The sequence below is a fragment of the Streptomyces buecherae genome, assembly GCF_014295035.1.
Taxonomy (GTDB): domain Bacteria; phylum Actinomycetota; class Actinomycetes; order Streptomycetales; family Streptomycetaceae; genus Streptomyces; species Streptomyces youssoufiensis.
In genome coordinates, this window is the sequence record NZ_CP060404.1 from 3,099,131 (window position 1) to 3,113,297 (window position 14,167).

Sequence of the window (14,167 nt, forward strand, 5' to 3'; positions counted from 1 at the left end):
CCCGGCCCGGCGCCGACAGCGCCCCCGGCCGCGCGGTGGGGGGCTCGGTCGGTGGCGTGGTCGGCCGGCCCCCCGCGCCGCCGTGCCGGCCCCCCGCGCCGCCGTGCCGGCCCCCCGCGCCGCCGTGCCGGCCCCCCGCGCCGCCGTGCCATCCCGCCGCGCGCCGTCCCGCCGCCCCGCGCCCGCGCGCCGTGGCGCCCCGCCCGGGGCCCGCAGCCCGGCCCGTACCCCGTCCCGCCGCCCGGGCCGCGGCGTGTCGTCGTCGCGCACCGTGTCGTGCCTGCCGCCGCGCATCGCTCACTCCTCCGCCGCCGCGCCCGCCGTGCCGGTGACGGTCCAGGGGAAGTCCCCCGCGCCGGGGAAGAGCACCGGGACCTTGATCCGTACCGTGGCCCGCACCAGGCCGCCCGAGGTCGGGCAGGCCACCGCCGCCGACTCGCGCCAGGCATCCGGCAGGTCGCGCAGGGCCGCCTCCTGGCAGGCTCCGGCGCCGCCGGTGTCGCGCGCGGCGGCGGCCCGGGCGCCACGGTCGGCCGAGTTGCCGGCGAGCGAGTAGGTGTAGCCGATCAGCGCGCACTGCCACAGCACGGCCAGCACGATGAGGATCACCGGGACCATGCCGAGGAACTCGACCGTCACCTGTCCCCGGTCGCCCCCGCCGCGCTTGCGGAACCGACTGGTCGGCACCTGGGTCAGCGCCTCCGGCCCGGTGCCGGCCGCGCCGTGGCCGCCGTCCTGGCCGTCCGGGGCCCGGCCGGCGCCGCCGTCGCCGGGCCCGCTCTGGCCGCCGCCCGGCAGCGCGCGGCGGCGCCGTGACCCGGTCGGGGAGCGGTCGGCGTGGTTGCCCCGGCCGCGCTGCGCGGCGCCGGCGTCGGCCGGCGTCCCGGTCAGGCCGAGTTCGCCGGCCAGGGTCCACAGCGCCTGCCTGACGGTCGACTTGGCGTCCAGGTCCTGCATCCGGCCGGAGTCGATGGCCGGTTGCAGTTCCTTGAACGCGGCGGGCACGGTGGTGCGCGCCGCGCGGGTGCCGGTGGCCCGCTCGACCAGGCTGGGCTGGATCTCGCCGCCGCGCGTGTGCCGGTTGACGACGGTGGTCGTCTCCTCCGCCTTGCGGATCTGGAGCCGGTCCCACAGCCGCGCCATGCGCTTGGCGGCCCGCACCGCCACCACGTCCGGCGTGGTGACCAGCAGCGCGCTGTCGGCCAGTTCGATCGCGGCGCTGTTGGCGGAGGTCATCTGGGTGCCGCAGTCCACGATGACCAGGTCGTACCGGGACCGCAGGGCCGTCATGGCCTGCCGGGCGACCAGGTCGGTGACCTCCTCGCCGCGCTCCCCGTCGCCCGGCGCGAGCAGCAGCCCGAGGCCGCTGGGGTGCTGGAACACCGCCTCCTGGAGCACCCGCGCCGTGATGTCGCTGATCTGCGCGAGGTCGGCGATGGAGCGGCGGAACTGCACGTCCAGGTACGAGGCCACGTCGCCGGACTGGAGGTCCATGTCGACCAGGACCACACCCCGGCCGGCGGCCCGCGCGGCGAGCGCGAGGTGGACGGCCGTCAGTGTGGTGCCCACGCCGCCCTTGGCGCCCGCGACGGTCACCAGGCGCCCGCCGGGCCCGGCGGCCAGCGCCTCGCCCCCGCCGCCGAGGTGGCGCCGTACGCCGAGCGCCCACTGGGCGGCGGACTGGGTGCGGGCGGCGAGTTCGTCGTAGGAGGGGGGCAGCGCGCAGATGCCGCGCGCGCCGGCGTCCATGGCCGCCGAGTAGAGCGCGGGCCCCGCGTCCGCGGTCACCAGGACCACGCCGACGGCGGGGAAGCGCAGCGCGACCTCGCGGACCAGTTCCAGGGCGGGCACCGGGCCGATGTGCTCGTGGACCAGGACGACCTCGGGCAGTTCGTCGACCGCGGCGGCGGCGAGCTGGGCCAGGGTGTCGAGGAGCGCGGTCGAGTCGCCGAGCGCGGGGAACGGCTCGACGCCCGGGAGCTGGCTGAGCAGCCCGCCCAGGGATCGGGCCAGGTCCGCGTCCCCGACCGTCGGGAGGATTCTGATCGTCATCGAGCCACCGCCTCCTGCTTCTTCCGGCTTCGTCGGACCGCTAACGGTCGCCGTCGAGGGTGTACGTGCGCTCGTCCGGCGCGATGTCCGCGTCGCCGCCGGGCGCGATGAGGGCGAGCCGTACGTGGGAGGCGAAGGACTCCGCGTAGGCGACGCGCTGGGCGTCCTGGGTGTCGAGGGCGAAGGTGATCGGCACCGCCTCGGTCTCGCGCCGCCTGCGGTCGCGGTCGTCGCCGTCCGGCTCCAGGGCGGTGAGCTTGCCGACGTCGATGACGCGTGCGCCGGCGACGATCACCTTGGAGGTGGGCTTGGCGCCCTCGCGCTCGCCGTCGAAGGTGGCGTAGATGTTGACCCGCGCCCCCGGGTTGATCTTGCCGGCCACGCCGGTGGCCGCGTCGATCATGATGGCGATCTCCTGCTGGCCCGGCTGGAGCGCGGGCCGCTCCACGATCATGTCGGCCTGGAGCAGCGAGCCCTTGCGCAGCGGCGTGACGGCGATCTTGCCGCGCAGGTCGCCCAGGTCGGTGACGGCGGTGTCGGGCAGCCAGCGCTCGGGCATCGAGACCTTCTCGAACGAGCCGGCGTCCAGCGCCTTGTAGGCCGGGACGTCCGAGGTGAGGCGGTACGCCGTGGTCTCCGGGCCGACCTTGGACTCGACGTCGTTGATGACGGAGAGCACTCCGATGAACGCGCCGACGGCGCACAGGACCGACAGGACCAGGAGGATCACTCCGCGGCGCTGGCGTGCATTCATGAAGACCTGGGACCTCGTTCGGGGGCGTGGTGGCGGGAGGCGGGTCGGCGGCCGGCGTCGCGCGCGGGGCGCCGCGTCGGCCACGGGTCGGCGGGCCGGTGGTGCGGGGACGCGGGGCGGGCCCGGTGGTCGGGTGGTGGGCTCAACGCGCCGCCAGGGCGGGCCGGGTGTGTGGACGCGGTGTGGCCAGGGCGCGCGGGGCGTCGTCGCGCAGCAGCGGCGAGGAGCAGAACGCGCACCGGTCGCCGATGAGTTCGAGGCCGCACCAGTGGCACTCCTCGCGGCGCACGGAGGCGACGAGTTGGTAGAGCACCGACGGGTCGGGGATGGCCGCCGCGAACTCCGCCACCCGGGGCGTGCCCCACCAGCGGGCCGACTCGGCCGGCAGCGGCACCTCCTGCACGCCGCTGACCCGCCAGGCGGCGGCGAGCGAGGAGGTGATCCACTCCGCGTGCGGCTGGCCACGGGCGATGGTGAGCTGGGTGGTGAAGCCGGGGGCCGGCGGATCGGCGTCGCGGCCGACGGTCACCACGTGCGGCGTGGGGTGGCTCAGCACGCCGAACTGGCTGCCTGGCACCCAGGACCGTACGTGCGCGGCCATGCTGACCTGCACCTTCTCCAGTCGGGCGACGCTGCCGAGCTGGGCCCCGGCGTAGATGTAGTGGGCGAGGAGACGGGCCGCGCAGGCCAGTACCCCGGGGCTGAAGTCGGCCATCGAGAGCTGGCGCAACTGACGGGCCAACACGGCGACGGCCAGCGGCGGCAGATCGATGGGGAGCAGCGCTATCCGGTCGCTCTCCAGGACCGCGCGCACCGTGTGCAGTCGGCGGACCAGCGCGGGCGCGGAGGCGGCCGGGAACAGCGCGATGAGGTAGCCCTGCTGGTCGAGGAGGGCGGCGGTGTCGGAGACGGCCGCTTCGAGGGGTTGGTTTTCGGGCGCCTTGAGGACGACGGCCGACGGGGTCTGCCCGTCGGGCGGCGGGAGCACCAACTCGGGGCTGGTGAGGGCAATCGCACAGGTCACGTCAGCTCCCGTCCACTGAGGGCCCCCACCCGTCCACGCCTGCCGGCCCGCGCGGCGCGGCGCTCTCGTCACGGACCGATACCGTCCGCTGCTTCCCCGTACAGATGCCTCAGCACTTTATCCACGAATGCCGCGGCTGAGAACCGTTCCCCGGGGTTATCACCGGCGTGGGCACCGGGAGTTCACGCGGGACCGCTCCGCGCGTCACGGACCGGCCCGGTCCGCCGGCCCCGCGCCCCGGTTCCGCGCGCCACCCACTGGCCCGGATTCCGCCCAGCGCCCTGTTCCGCACGCCGCTCCCCTCTCCCGGTGCGCGCCCGCGCCCCGCTCACCCGTACGCAGTCCCCCGTATCGCGCGCCGTACTCCTCCCGCCCGCCCCCGTCCGCCCCCCGCGCCTCCCGTACGCCTGCGGCGTGCGCCCGGTGGCCCGGTTGCGGCCGGCGCTCCCGGGGCGTTCGGCGGCGTCGTCCTCGGCCGGTCCCGCGCACGGCGCGCCCGCGCCCGCGGGCGTCGCGTACGGCGTCGGGTCCCTGCGCACACCCTTGACAAGGGCATTGGTCTGGACCAGTCTCACGCCCAGCGGTGGCCACCGTCCCCAAGCCCCTCCTCCCACACTTCCCCACGGAGGCAGTCAGTGGACCGTGCACTACGCGACAGGCACACCAGAGGCAGACGGTGGTCCGCCGGCCGCAGGCGGATGAACCGGGGGTTGGCGTCGGCAGCCGCGACCGCCCTCGCCGCCTCGGCGCTCGTGGCCCTCGGTGGCGGTGGCGCGCAGGCCGCCGCCGAGCCCAACCTCATCCAGAACCCCGGCTTCGAGGCCGGCCTGAACAACTGGACGTGTTCCGGCGGCAGCGGCAGCTCCGCCGCCAGCCCGGTGCACGGCGGCGCCTCGTCGCTCAGGGCGACCCCGGCCGGCGCCGACAACGCCAAGTGCTCGCAGACCGTGAGCGTCCAGCCGAACTCGGCGTACGAGCTGAGCGGCTGGGTGCAGGGCGGCTACGTCTACCTGGGCGCGAGCGGCACCGGCACCACGGACGTCTCCACCTGGAGCCAGGCGGCCAGCGACTGGAAGCAGCTCAGCACCAAGTTCACCACCGGCCCGAACACCACGTCGGTGACGGTCTACACGCACGGCTGGTACGGGCAGCCCGCCTACCACGCCGACGACCTGACGTTGAAGGGCCCCGGCGGCGGCACCCCGGGCGAGGAGGTGCCGGCGGCGCCGGCCGGCCTGGCCGCGTCCGCGCCCACCTCGTCCTCGGTCACGCTGAGCTGGAACCCGACCAAGGGCGCCACCGGCTACCACGTCTACCAGGACGGCAAGCGGGTGCAGGCGGTCAGCGGCACCTCGGCCACGGTGACCGGCCTCGCGCCGGCCACCTCGTACAAGTTCCAGGTCACCGCCACCAACACGGCCGGTGAGTCGCCGAAGTCGGCCGAGATCACCGCGACCACGACCGCGGGCGGCGGGGACGGCGGCACCGTGCCCAAGCACGCCGTGACCGGCTACTGGCAGAACTTCGACAACGGCGCGACCGTCCAGAAGATCAGCGACGTGCAGAGCCAGTACGACATCATCGCGGTCGCCTTCGCCGACGCCACGACGACCCCGGGCGCCGTCGACTTCAACCTGGACCCGGCGCTGAAGTACTCCGAGGCCCAGTTCAAGGCCGACATCAAGGCCAAGCAGGCGGCCGGCAAGTCGGTCATTCTCTCGGTCGGCGGTGAGAAGGGCACGGTCTCGGTGGGCAGCGCGACCGCGGCCACCAACTTCGCCAACTCGGTCTACGCGCAGATGCAGGAGTTCGGGTTCGACGGCGTCGACATCGACCTGGAGAACGGGATCAACCCGACGTACATGACCCAGGCGCTGCGCGCGCTGTCCGCCAAGGCCGGCCCCGACCTGGTCATCACGATGGCGCCGCAGACCATCGACATGCAGTCCACGTCCGGCGGCTACTTCCAGACGGCGCTGAACATCAAGGACATCCTGACCGTCGTCAACATGCAGTACTACAACAGCGGTTCGATGCTCGGGTGTGACGGCAACGTCTACTCGCAGGGCACGGTGGACTTCCTCACCGCGCTGGCCTGCATCCAGCTCCAGGGCGGCCTCAAGCCCTCGCAGGTCGGCCTCGGCCTACCGGCCTCGCCGCGCGGCGCCGGCGGCGGTTACGTCTCGCCGACCGTCGTCAACAACGCCCTCGACTGCCTGGCCAAGGGCACCAACTGCGGGCGGTTCAAGCCCTCCACCACGTACCCGGACATCCGCGGCGCGATGACCTGGTCCACCAACTGGGACGCGCTGGCCGGCAACGCCTGGTCCAACGCGGTCGGCCCGCACGTGCACAACCTGCCGTAACGGCCACGGCCCGCGACCCGCTCCGGGTCGCGGGCCCTCCGGGGGCGGCACCCGTCGCGGGTCCGCCGCGACGCCCGGGCGTCGCCGCCCGCGGCGCGCCGCCGCACGGTCCGCACACCGTGCGGCGCCCGCCCCACCGGCCGTGTCGCCCAGCCGCTCCCCCGCGGCGGGCGGCACGGCCGCCCCCGTTTCGGCGGCGGGCGCCGGCGCGCGCCCGGGGACCCGCGCGGGTCCGGCCCGCTACCAGGGCAGCTCGCGCACCTGCTGCACGCACAGCACGAGGAAGAGCAGCCCGGCGGCGACGAGCATGACGTTGCTGAGGAGGCCGTTGCGCCACTCGCGGGGTGTGCGGGAGGAGTTGAGCAGCCACAGCAGGGTGAGCGCGAGGAAGGGCATGAAGAACGCGCCCAGCACCCCGTAGACGATCACCAGGCCGAACGGCTGGTCCAGGAAGAGCAGGCTGATCGGCGGGAAGGTCAGCCACAGCAGGTACAGCCGGAAGGGCAGCGAGCGCTCGTGGCGGCCGATGGTGCCCGGGCCGGCGGCGGGGGCGGCCTCGGCGGGGGCGGCTCCGCCGGCCGCGGCCACGGCGCCGGCCCGGTAGTGCTCGACGAAGTCGGCGACCATCACGCTCACCCCGTGCCAGACGCCGACCAGGGAGGAGAAGGAGGTGGCGAAGAAGCCGACGAGGAAGAGCTTGGCGGTGCCGGTGCCGTACCGCTCCTCCAGCACGTCACCGAGGTCGATCAACCCCTTGTCGCCCTTGTGCAGGGCGATGTCGGCGGAGTGCAGCAACTCGGCGCCGACGATCAGCATGGCGACGACGAAGATGCCGGTGGTGACGTACGCGACCCGGTTGTCGAGCCGCATCGTGCGCATCCACGAGCTGTCGGTCCAGCCCTTGGCGTTCACCCAGTAGCCGTACGCGGCCATCGTGATGGTGCCGCCGACGCCGCCGATCAGGCCGAGCGTGTAGAGCAGCGAGCCGTCCGGCAGGGTGGGGGCCAGGCCCGCGAAGGAGTCCCCGAGGTTCGGGCCGACCCGCACCGCGACGTACACCACCACCACGAACATCACGCCGACCAGCACCGTCATGACCTTCTCGACCACCGCGTACCGGCCCCACCACACGAACGCGAGGCCGACCAGGCCGGTGATCACGCCCCAGGTCTTCAGGCCCAGGAAGTCGGGGAAGAGGGCCACCAGCGGCAGGGCGCTGGAGGACATGGCGGTCGCCCCGTAGACAAAGCCCCAGACGACCACGTAGCCGATGAAGTACCAGGTGGTCCAGGGGCCCAGGGTGCGCCAGCCGTGGAAGAGGGTGTGCCCGGTGGCCAGGTGCCAGCGGCCGACGGCCTCGGCGAGGGAGATCTTGACCAGGCAGCCGATGACCGCGGCCCACAGCAGCGTGTAGCCGAACTTGCTGCCCGCGATCAGCGTCGCCACCAGGTCGCCGGCGCCCACGCCGGTCGCCGCGACCACGATGCCGGGCCCGACGGCCCGCCAACGGGAGGCCGGCGGGCGGCCGGTGTGGGTTTCGCCGCTGTCATTGGTGCGCGTCATCCATGGCCTCCGCACTCGCCCCCGATGGTGTGCGGATCAGGACACCGTCCGGCACCCGATCGCACAAGAGGGCGCGCGACGGGTTGACATCCGCAATGGTCTGGACCACCTTGTACCGCAAGCTCAGGGGCCCCTGAAAGCGCACCCGCACCACTCCCCCCATCTCTCTCCCCCCACGGAGGCAGTCGTGGTACGCGCACGATCAGGCATCTCCCGCAGCGGGCTGCTCGGCTCGCTCGCCGCGGCGGCGTTGGTGACGGCCGGTTTCGTCGGCCCGGCGCGGGCAGGCGCCGCCGAACCCGCCGCGTCCGCGCAGGCGGGCCCCGCCGCATCGGCCCGCGCGGCGGTGCCCTCGCACGCCGTGACCGGCTACTGGCAGAACTTCGACAACGGCGCGACCGTCCAGAAGCTCAGCGACGTGCAGGACGAGTACGACATCATCGCCGTCGCCTTCGCCGACGCCACCGGCAAGCCCGGCGCGGTGGACTTCACCCTCGACCCGGCGCTGGACTACACCGAGGAGCAGTTCAAGGCCGACATCAAGGCCAAGCAGGCGGCCGGCAAGTCGGTCATCATCTCGGTCGGCGGCGAGAAGGGCGCGGTCTCGGTCAGCGACGACGCGTCGGCCGACGCCTTCGCCACCTCGATCTCGGCCCTGATGGACGAGTACGGCTTCGACGGCGTGGACATCGACCTGGAGAACGGGCTCAACTCCACGTACATGACCAAGGCGCTCAAGGCGATCCACGCGGCGCACAGCGGCCTGGTGGTGACGATGGCGCCGCAGACGGTGGACATGCAGTCGCCGCAGGGCGAGTACTTCAAGACCGCGCTGGCCATCAAGGACTTCCTGACGGTCGTCAACATGCAGTACTACAACAGCGGTTCGATGCTCGGCTGTGACGGCAAGGTCTACGCGCAGGGCACGGTGGACTTCCTCACCGGCCTCGCCTGCATCCAACTGGAGAACGGCCTCGACCCCTCGCAGGTCGGCCTCGGCGTCCCGGCGTCCCCACGCGCGGCCGGCGGCGGGTACGCGGCGCCCAGCGTGGTCAACGCCGCCCTCGACTGCCTGACCAAGGGCACGAGCTGCGGCACGTTCAAGCCGGAGAAGACCTACCCGGGCCTGCGCGGCGCGATGACCTGGTCCACCAACTGGGACGCCAGCAACGGCAACGAATTCTCCTCGCAGGTCGGCAAGCACGTGCACGGCCTGCCGTAGCCGGCCCCCGGCCCCCGGCCCGGCGACGGCGGCCCGGCCACCGGGCCGGCGCGACCCGACGGGCCGGGTGTGCGGACCCGACGGGCCGGGTGTGCGACCACCTGGCGGACGCACACCCGGCCACCGCCCCACCGGCGCCGCCCCAGCGATCCACGCCGGGGCGGCGCCGGCGCGTGCGGGCCCGGCGCGCGCTCCCGGCCGCCGCGCCCCCGGGCGGGCGCGGCGCCCACGCACCCACGCCGCGCGCCGCACGCCGCACGCCGCACGCCGCACGCCGCACGCCGGAGCATCCCGGCACCGGCGCCCGGGGCGCGCGCCGCCCCTCACTCGTCGGATGTCCGGCGCTCCCGCCGGCGGATGACGAAGGTCGCCAACAGCGAGCCGATCACCAGCGGCCCCGCACCCCAGCGCAGCAGATGCGGCGCCCAGCGCTGCTCCCCGCCGGCCAGCCGGGTCGCCGTGTCCACGACGAGCGCGCACCCGAGCAGCAGGTAGCCGAGCCCCCAGGCGCGGGTCACCCACCCGGGTCGGACGGGCCCCACCGCCCGGTCGGGCCAGCGCGCGGCTCGCCATCCCAGCCACCCGCAGCCCACCCCCACGGCCAGGACGAACACGTCCAACGCCCCGTCCCACGCCCCTGTCGCGGTCGTGACCATTCGCGCCCCACCCCTCTCGCCTCGCGCGCGCCCGGCGCGCCGGGTCCGCCCCGGCGCCCATGATGGCCAACCGGAAGCGGCCCTTCACTCCCCGGAGGTGGCAGCCCGGCCACGCGCCTGCCTTCCGGCCGCCGGCAACCTGGGCGCATGCGGGCCGCGCCCCCGGGCGGGCGCGCGCCGGTCCGCCGCGTACGACGGGTGTGACGTACGCGGCGGGTCGTGGCGTACGCGGCGGGTGCGGCGTACGCGGCAGGTCATGGCGTACGCGACGGTCGCGGCGTACGCCCCCGGGGCTCAGCCGGCTTGCAGGGTGCGGTGGAGGAGGGGGAGCAGGCGGTCCCAGTGGAGTTGGAGGCCGGCGGGGTGGAAGGCGGAGGTGTCGGACATGGTGAAGCCGTGGACGGTGCCGGGGTAGGTCTCGATGGCGTGGTCCACGCCGGTGGCGTCCAGCGCCCGGGTGAGGTCCGCCAGCGCCTCGGGCGTCAGGTCGCCTTCCGCGAGGCCGAAGTGCACCTCGGCGGTGAGCCCGCCCAGCAGCCGGTGCGGGCTGTCGGCCTCGTCGGTGACCAGGAGCCCGGGGTGGAACCCGGCGACGGCGGCCACCCGGTCCGGGTGGGCCGCGGCCGTGCGCAGCGCCAGGGAAGCGCCCATGCAGTAGCCGATCGCGCCGAGCGGCCCGGCGCCGACCTCGGGCTGGGCGGTGAGGAAGCCGAGATAGGCGTCCGCGTCGCGGGTGACGCGCTCGGCGGTGTGCGCCTGGGCCACCGGCATGATCTGGTCGAAGAGTCCGGCCCGCTCCGCCTCCCCGATGTACGGGGGAAGCTCGACCACCGGCGCTTGGCCGTGCCGGTAGAAGATGTTGGGGACGAGCACGTAGTAGCCGTGGTCGGCCAGTTGGCGGGCCTTGTCATGCAACTCGGGCCGCAGCCCGAACGCGTCCGCGTACAGCAGCACCCCGGGGTGCCGCTCGCCGTCGTCGGGGTAGGCGGCGAAGGCGTCGGCCTGGCCGTCCTGGGTGGGAATCCGAACCGTCGTGCTGGGCATGGCATCTCCTGTCGTGGTTGATCTGTCGAAGCTGTGATCAACACGACGGAGGCGGGGCCCGCGCGGCGGAGCCGACTCCTCGGTGGGGTGACGGGCCCGCGTCGGGCCGCGCGGCGCTCAGCGGAGCACCGGGTCACCGATCCGTGTGTGGCGCGAGGCCGTCCCGGTAGTCATCGCCGAGCAGCCTAACCCCCGCGTTCGCGCCGGGGCCAGCGCCCCCGCCCGCGCCGTGGCTCGCGCGCCGGCGCTACCCGAGCCGGCCCGGGCGTGGGGATCCCAAGGCGGGGGTCCCAGGGCGTGGGGGCCCAGGGCGTGGGGGTAGCGCCACCCCGGCACCGGGCCCTGGCGCCACCCCCGGGCGGGGCTCCGCCGGTTGGGCAACACCGGGCCCGCACCGCGATCGTGGCGGCAGCAGGTCTTCCGCCCGCCCGGCGGCGGCTGCCCCGCGCGGCGTGGGGCCGACCAGTCGCCGGGCGCACGGAAGGCGCGTCCGTAGCTCACGGAGGGGGAACAGTCATGGATCGTCCCGAGGAGCGCGCCCTCGCGCGCCGTACGGTGCTGACCGGCACGGCGGCGGTGGGAGCGGGGCTCGCGTGGGGAGGCGCAGGCCCGGCCAGTGCCGCCGGTGCCGCCGGCGCGGCCGGGCGGGGCCCGGGGCTCGCGCGGGAGGTGGTGGACGCCGAAACGGCGCGCCTGGAGCGCGCGTTGCTCGCGCTCCGGCGCGACCTGCACCGGCACCCCGAGCCGCCGGGGTGCGAGCGGCGCACCGCCGGCGTGGTGGCCCGGGAGCTGCGGGCGGCCGGGCTCGCCGTCACCACGGGGGTGGGCGGCCACGGCGTGGTCGGCGTGTTGCGGGGTGCCCGGCCGGGCCGGACCGTGGCGTACCGGGCGGACATGGACGCGGTCCCGCCACGGGACATCGTCGGCGGCGGCCCGGCCCCCGCCCACCTGTGCGGCCACGACCTGCACACCACGATCGGCGTCGGGACCGCCCGGGTGCTGGCGCGTCTTCGGCACCACCTGAGCGGGACGGTGGTCTTCCTCTTCCAGCCCGCCGAGGAGTCGCTGTCCGGGGCCCGCGCGATGATCGACGCGGGCGTGCTCGACCGTACGCGGGTGGCGGAGATCCACGCGCTGCACTGCGGGCCCTTCCCGGTCGGCCAGTTCGCCACGACGGCGGGGTTCGGGCTGCCCGGGCAGGACCGGGGCGAGGTGGCGCTCGCCGGCCCGGACGCGTCCGAGGCGGCGCGCCGCCTGGCGGCCGAACTCGGCGCGCTGGCCACGGTCGCGCTGCCCGGCGGGCCGGCCGACCTGGAGCGGCTGGTCGCCGACGCCCAGACGCCGGCCGGCCCGCTGGCCCGGTTCGTGGCCCTCCAGGCCAGGGCGCGGGAGGCCACGGTGGGCGTGTCGTACCGCTGTTGGCCACAGGAGCGGTACGTCGAGGTGCGGGCGGACGTCCGGCGGATCGCCGGGTCCTACCCGGGGGCCTCGGTGCGCTTCCCGGACGATCCGTTCCCGGCGATGGTCAGCCCGAGGGCCGAGGGCCGCGCGCTCGCCCGCCACCTGCGCGGCGCGTTCGGCCGGTCCGCGGTCAGCACGCTGCACGCCGCGTTCCCGCCGTTCAGCGGCGAGGACTTCGCGCTCTACCTGGAGCGGGTCCCCGGCACGTTCACCTTCCTCGGCGTCCGCGCCCCCGGCACCCCGATCACCGCCGGCTATCCGCACTACCCGGAGTTCACCCCGGACGAGCGCGCGATCGGCCTGGGCGTACGGGCGATGGCGGGCTGGCTCGCGCGCCGCTCCGCCCGCGCGTAGCCGGGGCGCCTCCCCTTGCACGCCCTTATGGATAGTGGCACTATCGAAATATGGATAGCGGCGCTATTCATCGCATCCGTGAGGGACTGGGGGATCGCCATGAGCAGGACACCGATATCCGGGCGGGTCACGACCGCGGCCGAGGGGGACGTGGTGGTCTTCCTCATCGGCATGCGGATCAACCGGTGGCGGGCGGTGCGTCACTGGCCACCCGTCCTCGCCGCCATGCCCCGCATGCTCCGGGAGCTGTCCCGCGACGAGAGCCTCGGCATGCTGGGGTACCGGGCGTACACGGCCGGGCCGCGCACCTACACGGTCGTGCAGTACTGGGAGTCGCGCGAGAAGCTGCTCGCCTACGCCTCGGCCGCGCGGCGGCAACACCACCCCGCCTGGGCGGCGTTCAACCGCCGTGCGCGCGGCGCCAGGGCGAGCGTCGGCATCTGGCACGAGACGTACCTCGTGCCGGCCGGCTCGTACGAGGCGATCTACCACGCCATGCCGCCGTTCGGCCTCGGCGAGGCGCACGGGGTCGAGCCGGTGGCCCGCCGGGGCGAGCGGGCCGCACAGCGGCTGGCGGGCTGAGGGCGGACGGCCCCCACACCGGGGCGGGGCTCGGGCAGCCCGCCCCCGCCCCGGCGGCCCGCCCCCGCCCCGGCGGCCCGCGCTACGGCTTGGGCAGCGTGCAGCCCGGCAGGCTCAGGTCGACCTTGTTGCCGCCGGCCACGCAGCGGGTGATCTGGTACGACTGCTGCGCGTAGTTGATGCCCTTCCGGACGGTGACCTTGCCGTTCTCGTCCACCTCGCACGGGTTGTTGTCCGTGCAGCGACCACCGGACTCGTTGCCGGTGTTGTTGACGGCGACCACCGCGCCGGTCGCGGTGTCCACGACGGGCGAGCCCGAGGTGCCCCCGATGGTCTGGCACGCGGGCGTGTAGCGCACCGAGTCCTTCCAGGTCCACCGCCCCTCGCGCAGTTCGTGCACGAAGCCGTCGACGGAGCAGGTGTACCGCTTCTTCCAGTAGCCCGACACGACGCTGATGGCGGTGCCGGCCTTCGGGCGCTCGGCCGCGAGCGCCAACGGCTTGACGCCGAACCGCTTCTTGATCTCCGCGTACGTCGCGTCCACCTCGTACAGCGACACGTCGGTGTCCGTCATCGTGGCGTACGCGACCTTCGTCGCCCGCACCGTGCCCGCGTCGCCGGCGCGCGCGTCGAGGAGCGTGAAGGTGCGGCTCGACGGACGGTCCACGACGACCTCGCCGGGGGCCGGGAATCCGCCCTCCAGGCAGTGGCCGTTGGACATGACCAGGGCCGGGTCCCGGTCGGCGGAGCCGGGGAGCTTGACCACGGCGCCGGAGCAGTTGCTCAGCGCCACGGTGCCCTCGAAGGTGACGACCTTCGGCCGGGGCTTGGGCTTCGGCTTGGCCTTGCCCTTCTCGTGGGTGGGGGTCTCGGCGGTGGCCGTCGCGGCGGCGTCGGCCGATCGCGGACCCGCCTCGGTGGCGGCCGTCGCCGACGACGCGCCCACGCTCACGAGGGTCGCGCCGCTCAGGGCGAGGGCCGCGAGCGTGCCTATGAGGCTTCGGTTCATGTGGGGGGTTCTCCCTGTCCAGAGGGCCAGAGGTGTGGCGGAACACGTACGGACTTGACGTGCACATCCTCAGTGCCAGG

11 protein-coding genes are annotated in these 14,167 nt (G+C 74.8%); 4 read left to right on the plus strand and 7 right to left on the minus strand.

Going from position 1 to position 14,167, the window contains the following annotated elements; all coding sequences use genetic code 11:
• Positions 1 to 297: 297 nt before the first annotated feature.
• The 3 genes from H7H31_RS11515 to H7H31_RS11525 all read right to left on the minus strand — a co-directional run bounded on the left by H7H31_RS11515 (position 298) and on the right by H7H31_RS11525 (position 3,830).
• Positions 298 to 2,052, minus strand: coding sequence for an AAA family ATPase (locus H7H31_RS11515; protein WP_187060075.1), 1,755 nt, complete (start codon positions 2,050 to 2,052; stop codon positions 298 to 300).
• A gap of 40 nt (positions 2,053 to 2,092) precedes the next feature.
• Positions 2,093 to 2,806 (minus strand): Flp pilus assembly protein CpaB, encoded by a 714-nt coding sequence (gene cpaB, locus H7H31_RS11520; protein WP_176163781.1) that lies wholly within the window; start codon positions 2,804 to 2,806, stop codon positions 2,093 to 2,095.
• A gap of 142 nt (positions 2,807 to 2,948) precedes the next feature.
• Entirely contained in the window at positions 2,949 to 3,830 is an 882-nt protein-coding gene (locus H7H31_RS11525) for a hypothetical protein (protein WP_187060076.1), read from the minus strand.
• Between the two features lie 698 nt (positions 3,831 to 4,528).
• Here H7H31_RS11525 and H7H31_RS11530 point away from each other — a divergent pair.
• Positions 4,529 to 6,196: a chitinase gene (locus H7H31_RS11530; protein WP_187061254.1), complete on the plus strand. Its 1,668-nt coding sequence runs from the start codon at positions 4,529 to 4,531 to the stop codon at positions 6,194 to 6,196.
• A gap of 240 nt (positions 6,197 to 6,436) precedes the next feature.
• Here H7H31_RS11530 and H7H31_RS11535 read toward each other — a convergent pair whose 3' ends face one another.
• The gene (locus tag H7H31_RS11535) at positions 6,437 to 7,759 is read right to left on the minus strand and encodes an Nramp family divalent metal transporter (protein ID WP_187061255.1); all 1,323 of its coding nucleotides are present in this window, start codon (positions 7,757 to 7,759) and stop codon (positions 6,437 to 6,439) included.
• Positions 7,760 to 7,946: 187 nt separating this feature from the next.
• On the opposite strand from H7H31_RS11535, the gene H7H31_RS11540 reads away from it, so the two are divergent.
• Positions 7,947 to 8,981, plus strand: coding sequence for a chitinase (locus H7H31_RS11540; RefSeq protein ID WP_187061256.1), 1,035 nt, complete (start codon positions 7,947 to 7,949; stop codon positions 8,979 to 8,981).
• Between the two features lie 323 nt (positions 8,982 to 9,304).
• On the opposite strand, the gene H7H31_RS11545 is transcribed toward H7H31_RS11540, so the two are convergent.
• Together H7H31_RS11545 and H7H31_RS11550 are read right to left on the minus strand one after the other, a co-directional pair.
• Entirely contained in the window at positions 9,305 to 9,637 is a 333-nt protein-coding gene (locus H7H31_RS11545; RefSeq protein WP_187061257.1) for a hypothetical protein, read from the minus strand.
• Positions 9,638 to 9,931: 294 nt separating this feature from the next.
• Complete coding sequence (locus H7H31_RS11550; RefSeq protein ID WP_187061258.1) at positions 9,932 to 10,681, minus strand: dienelactone hydrolase family protein; 750 nt, start codon at positions 10,679 to 10,681, stop codon at positions 9,932 to 9,934.
• 516 nt (positions 10,682 to 11,197) lie between these two features.
• Between H7H31_RS11550 and H7H31_RS11555 the strand changes: the two genes are divergently transcribed.
• Together H7H31_RS11555 and H7H31_RS11560 are read left to right on the plus strand one after the other, a co-directional pair.
• The gene (locus H7H31_RS11555; RefSeq protein ID WP_187061259.1) at positions 11,198 to 12,496 is read left to right on the plus strand and encodes a M20 metallopeptidase family protein; all 1,299 of its coding nucleotides are present in this window, start codon (positions 11,198 to 11,200) and stop codon (positions 12,494 to 12,496) included.
• A 99-nt stretch (positions 12,497 to 12,595) separates the two neighbouring features.
• Complete coding sequence (locus tag H7H31_RS11560) at positions 12,596 to 13,078, plus strand: DUF4188 domain-containing protein (protein ID WP_187061260.1); 483 nt, start codon at positions 12,596 to 12,598, stop codon at positions 13,076 to 13,078.
• Between the two features lie 82 nt (positions 13,079 to 13,160).
• Here the strand turns inward: H7H31_RS11560 and H7H31_RS11565 are convergent, their stop codons facing one another.
• Positions 13,161 to 14,087 (minus strand): S1 family peptidase, encoded by a 927-nt coding sequence (locus H7H31_RS11565; RefSeq protein WP_187061881.1) that lies wholly within the window; start codon positions 14,085 to 14,087, stop codon positions 13,161 to 13,163.
• Between the last annotated feature and the right edge of the window lie 80 nt (positions 14,088 to 14,167).

What these genes read in the sequence shown, in the direction of transcription:
- H7H31_RS11560 (WP_187061260.1), top strand. Translation starts at nt 12,596, where the DNA reads ATGAGCAGGACACCGATATCCGGGCGGGTCACGACCGCGGCCGAGGGG.
- H7H31_RS11535 (WP_187061255.1), bottom strand. Translation starts at nt 7,759, where the DNA reads ATGACGCGCACCAATGACAGCGGCGAAACCCACACCGGCCGCCCGCCG.
- H7H31_RS11555 (WP_187061259.1), top strand. Translation starts at nt 11,198, where the DNA reads ATGGATCGTCCCGAGGAGCGCGCCCTCGCGCGCCGTACGGTGCTGACC.
- H7H31_RS11565 (WP_187061881.1), bottom strand. Translation starts at nt 14,087, where the DNA reads ATGAACCGAAGCCTCATAGGCACGCTCGCGGCCCTCGCCCTGAGCGGC.
- H7H31_RS11530 (WP_187061254.1), top strand. Translation starts at nt 4,529, where the DNA reads ATGAACCGGGGGTTGGCGTCGGCAGCCGCGACCGCCCTCGCCGCCTCG.
- H7H31_RS11550 (WP_187061258.1), bottom strand. Translation starts at nt 10,681, where the DNA reads ATGCCCAGCACGACGGTTCGGATTCCCACCCAGGACGGCCAGGCCGAC.
- H7H31_RS11515 (WP_187060075.1), bottom strand. Translation starts at nt 2,052, where the DNA reads ATGACGATCAGAATCCTCCCGACGGTCGGGGACGCGGACCTGGCCCGA.
- cpaB (WP_176163781.1), bottom strand. Translation starts at nt 2,806, where the DNA reads ATGAATGCACGCCAGCGCCGCGGAGTGATCCTCCTGGTCCTGTCGGTC.
- H7H31_RS11545 (WP_187061257.1), bottom strand. Translation starts at nt 9,637, where the DNA reads ATGGTCACGACCGCGACAGGGGCGTGGGACGGGGCGTTGGACGTGTTC.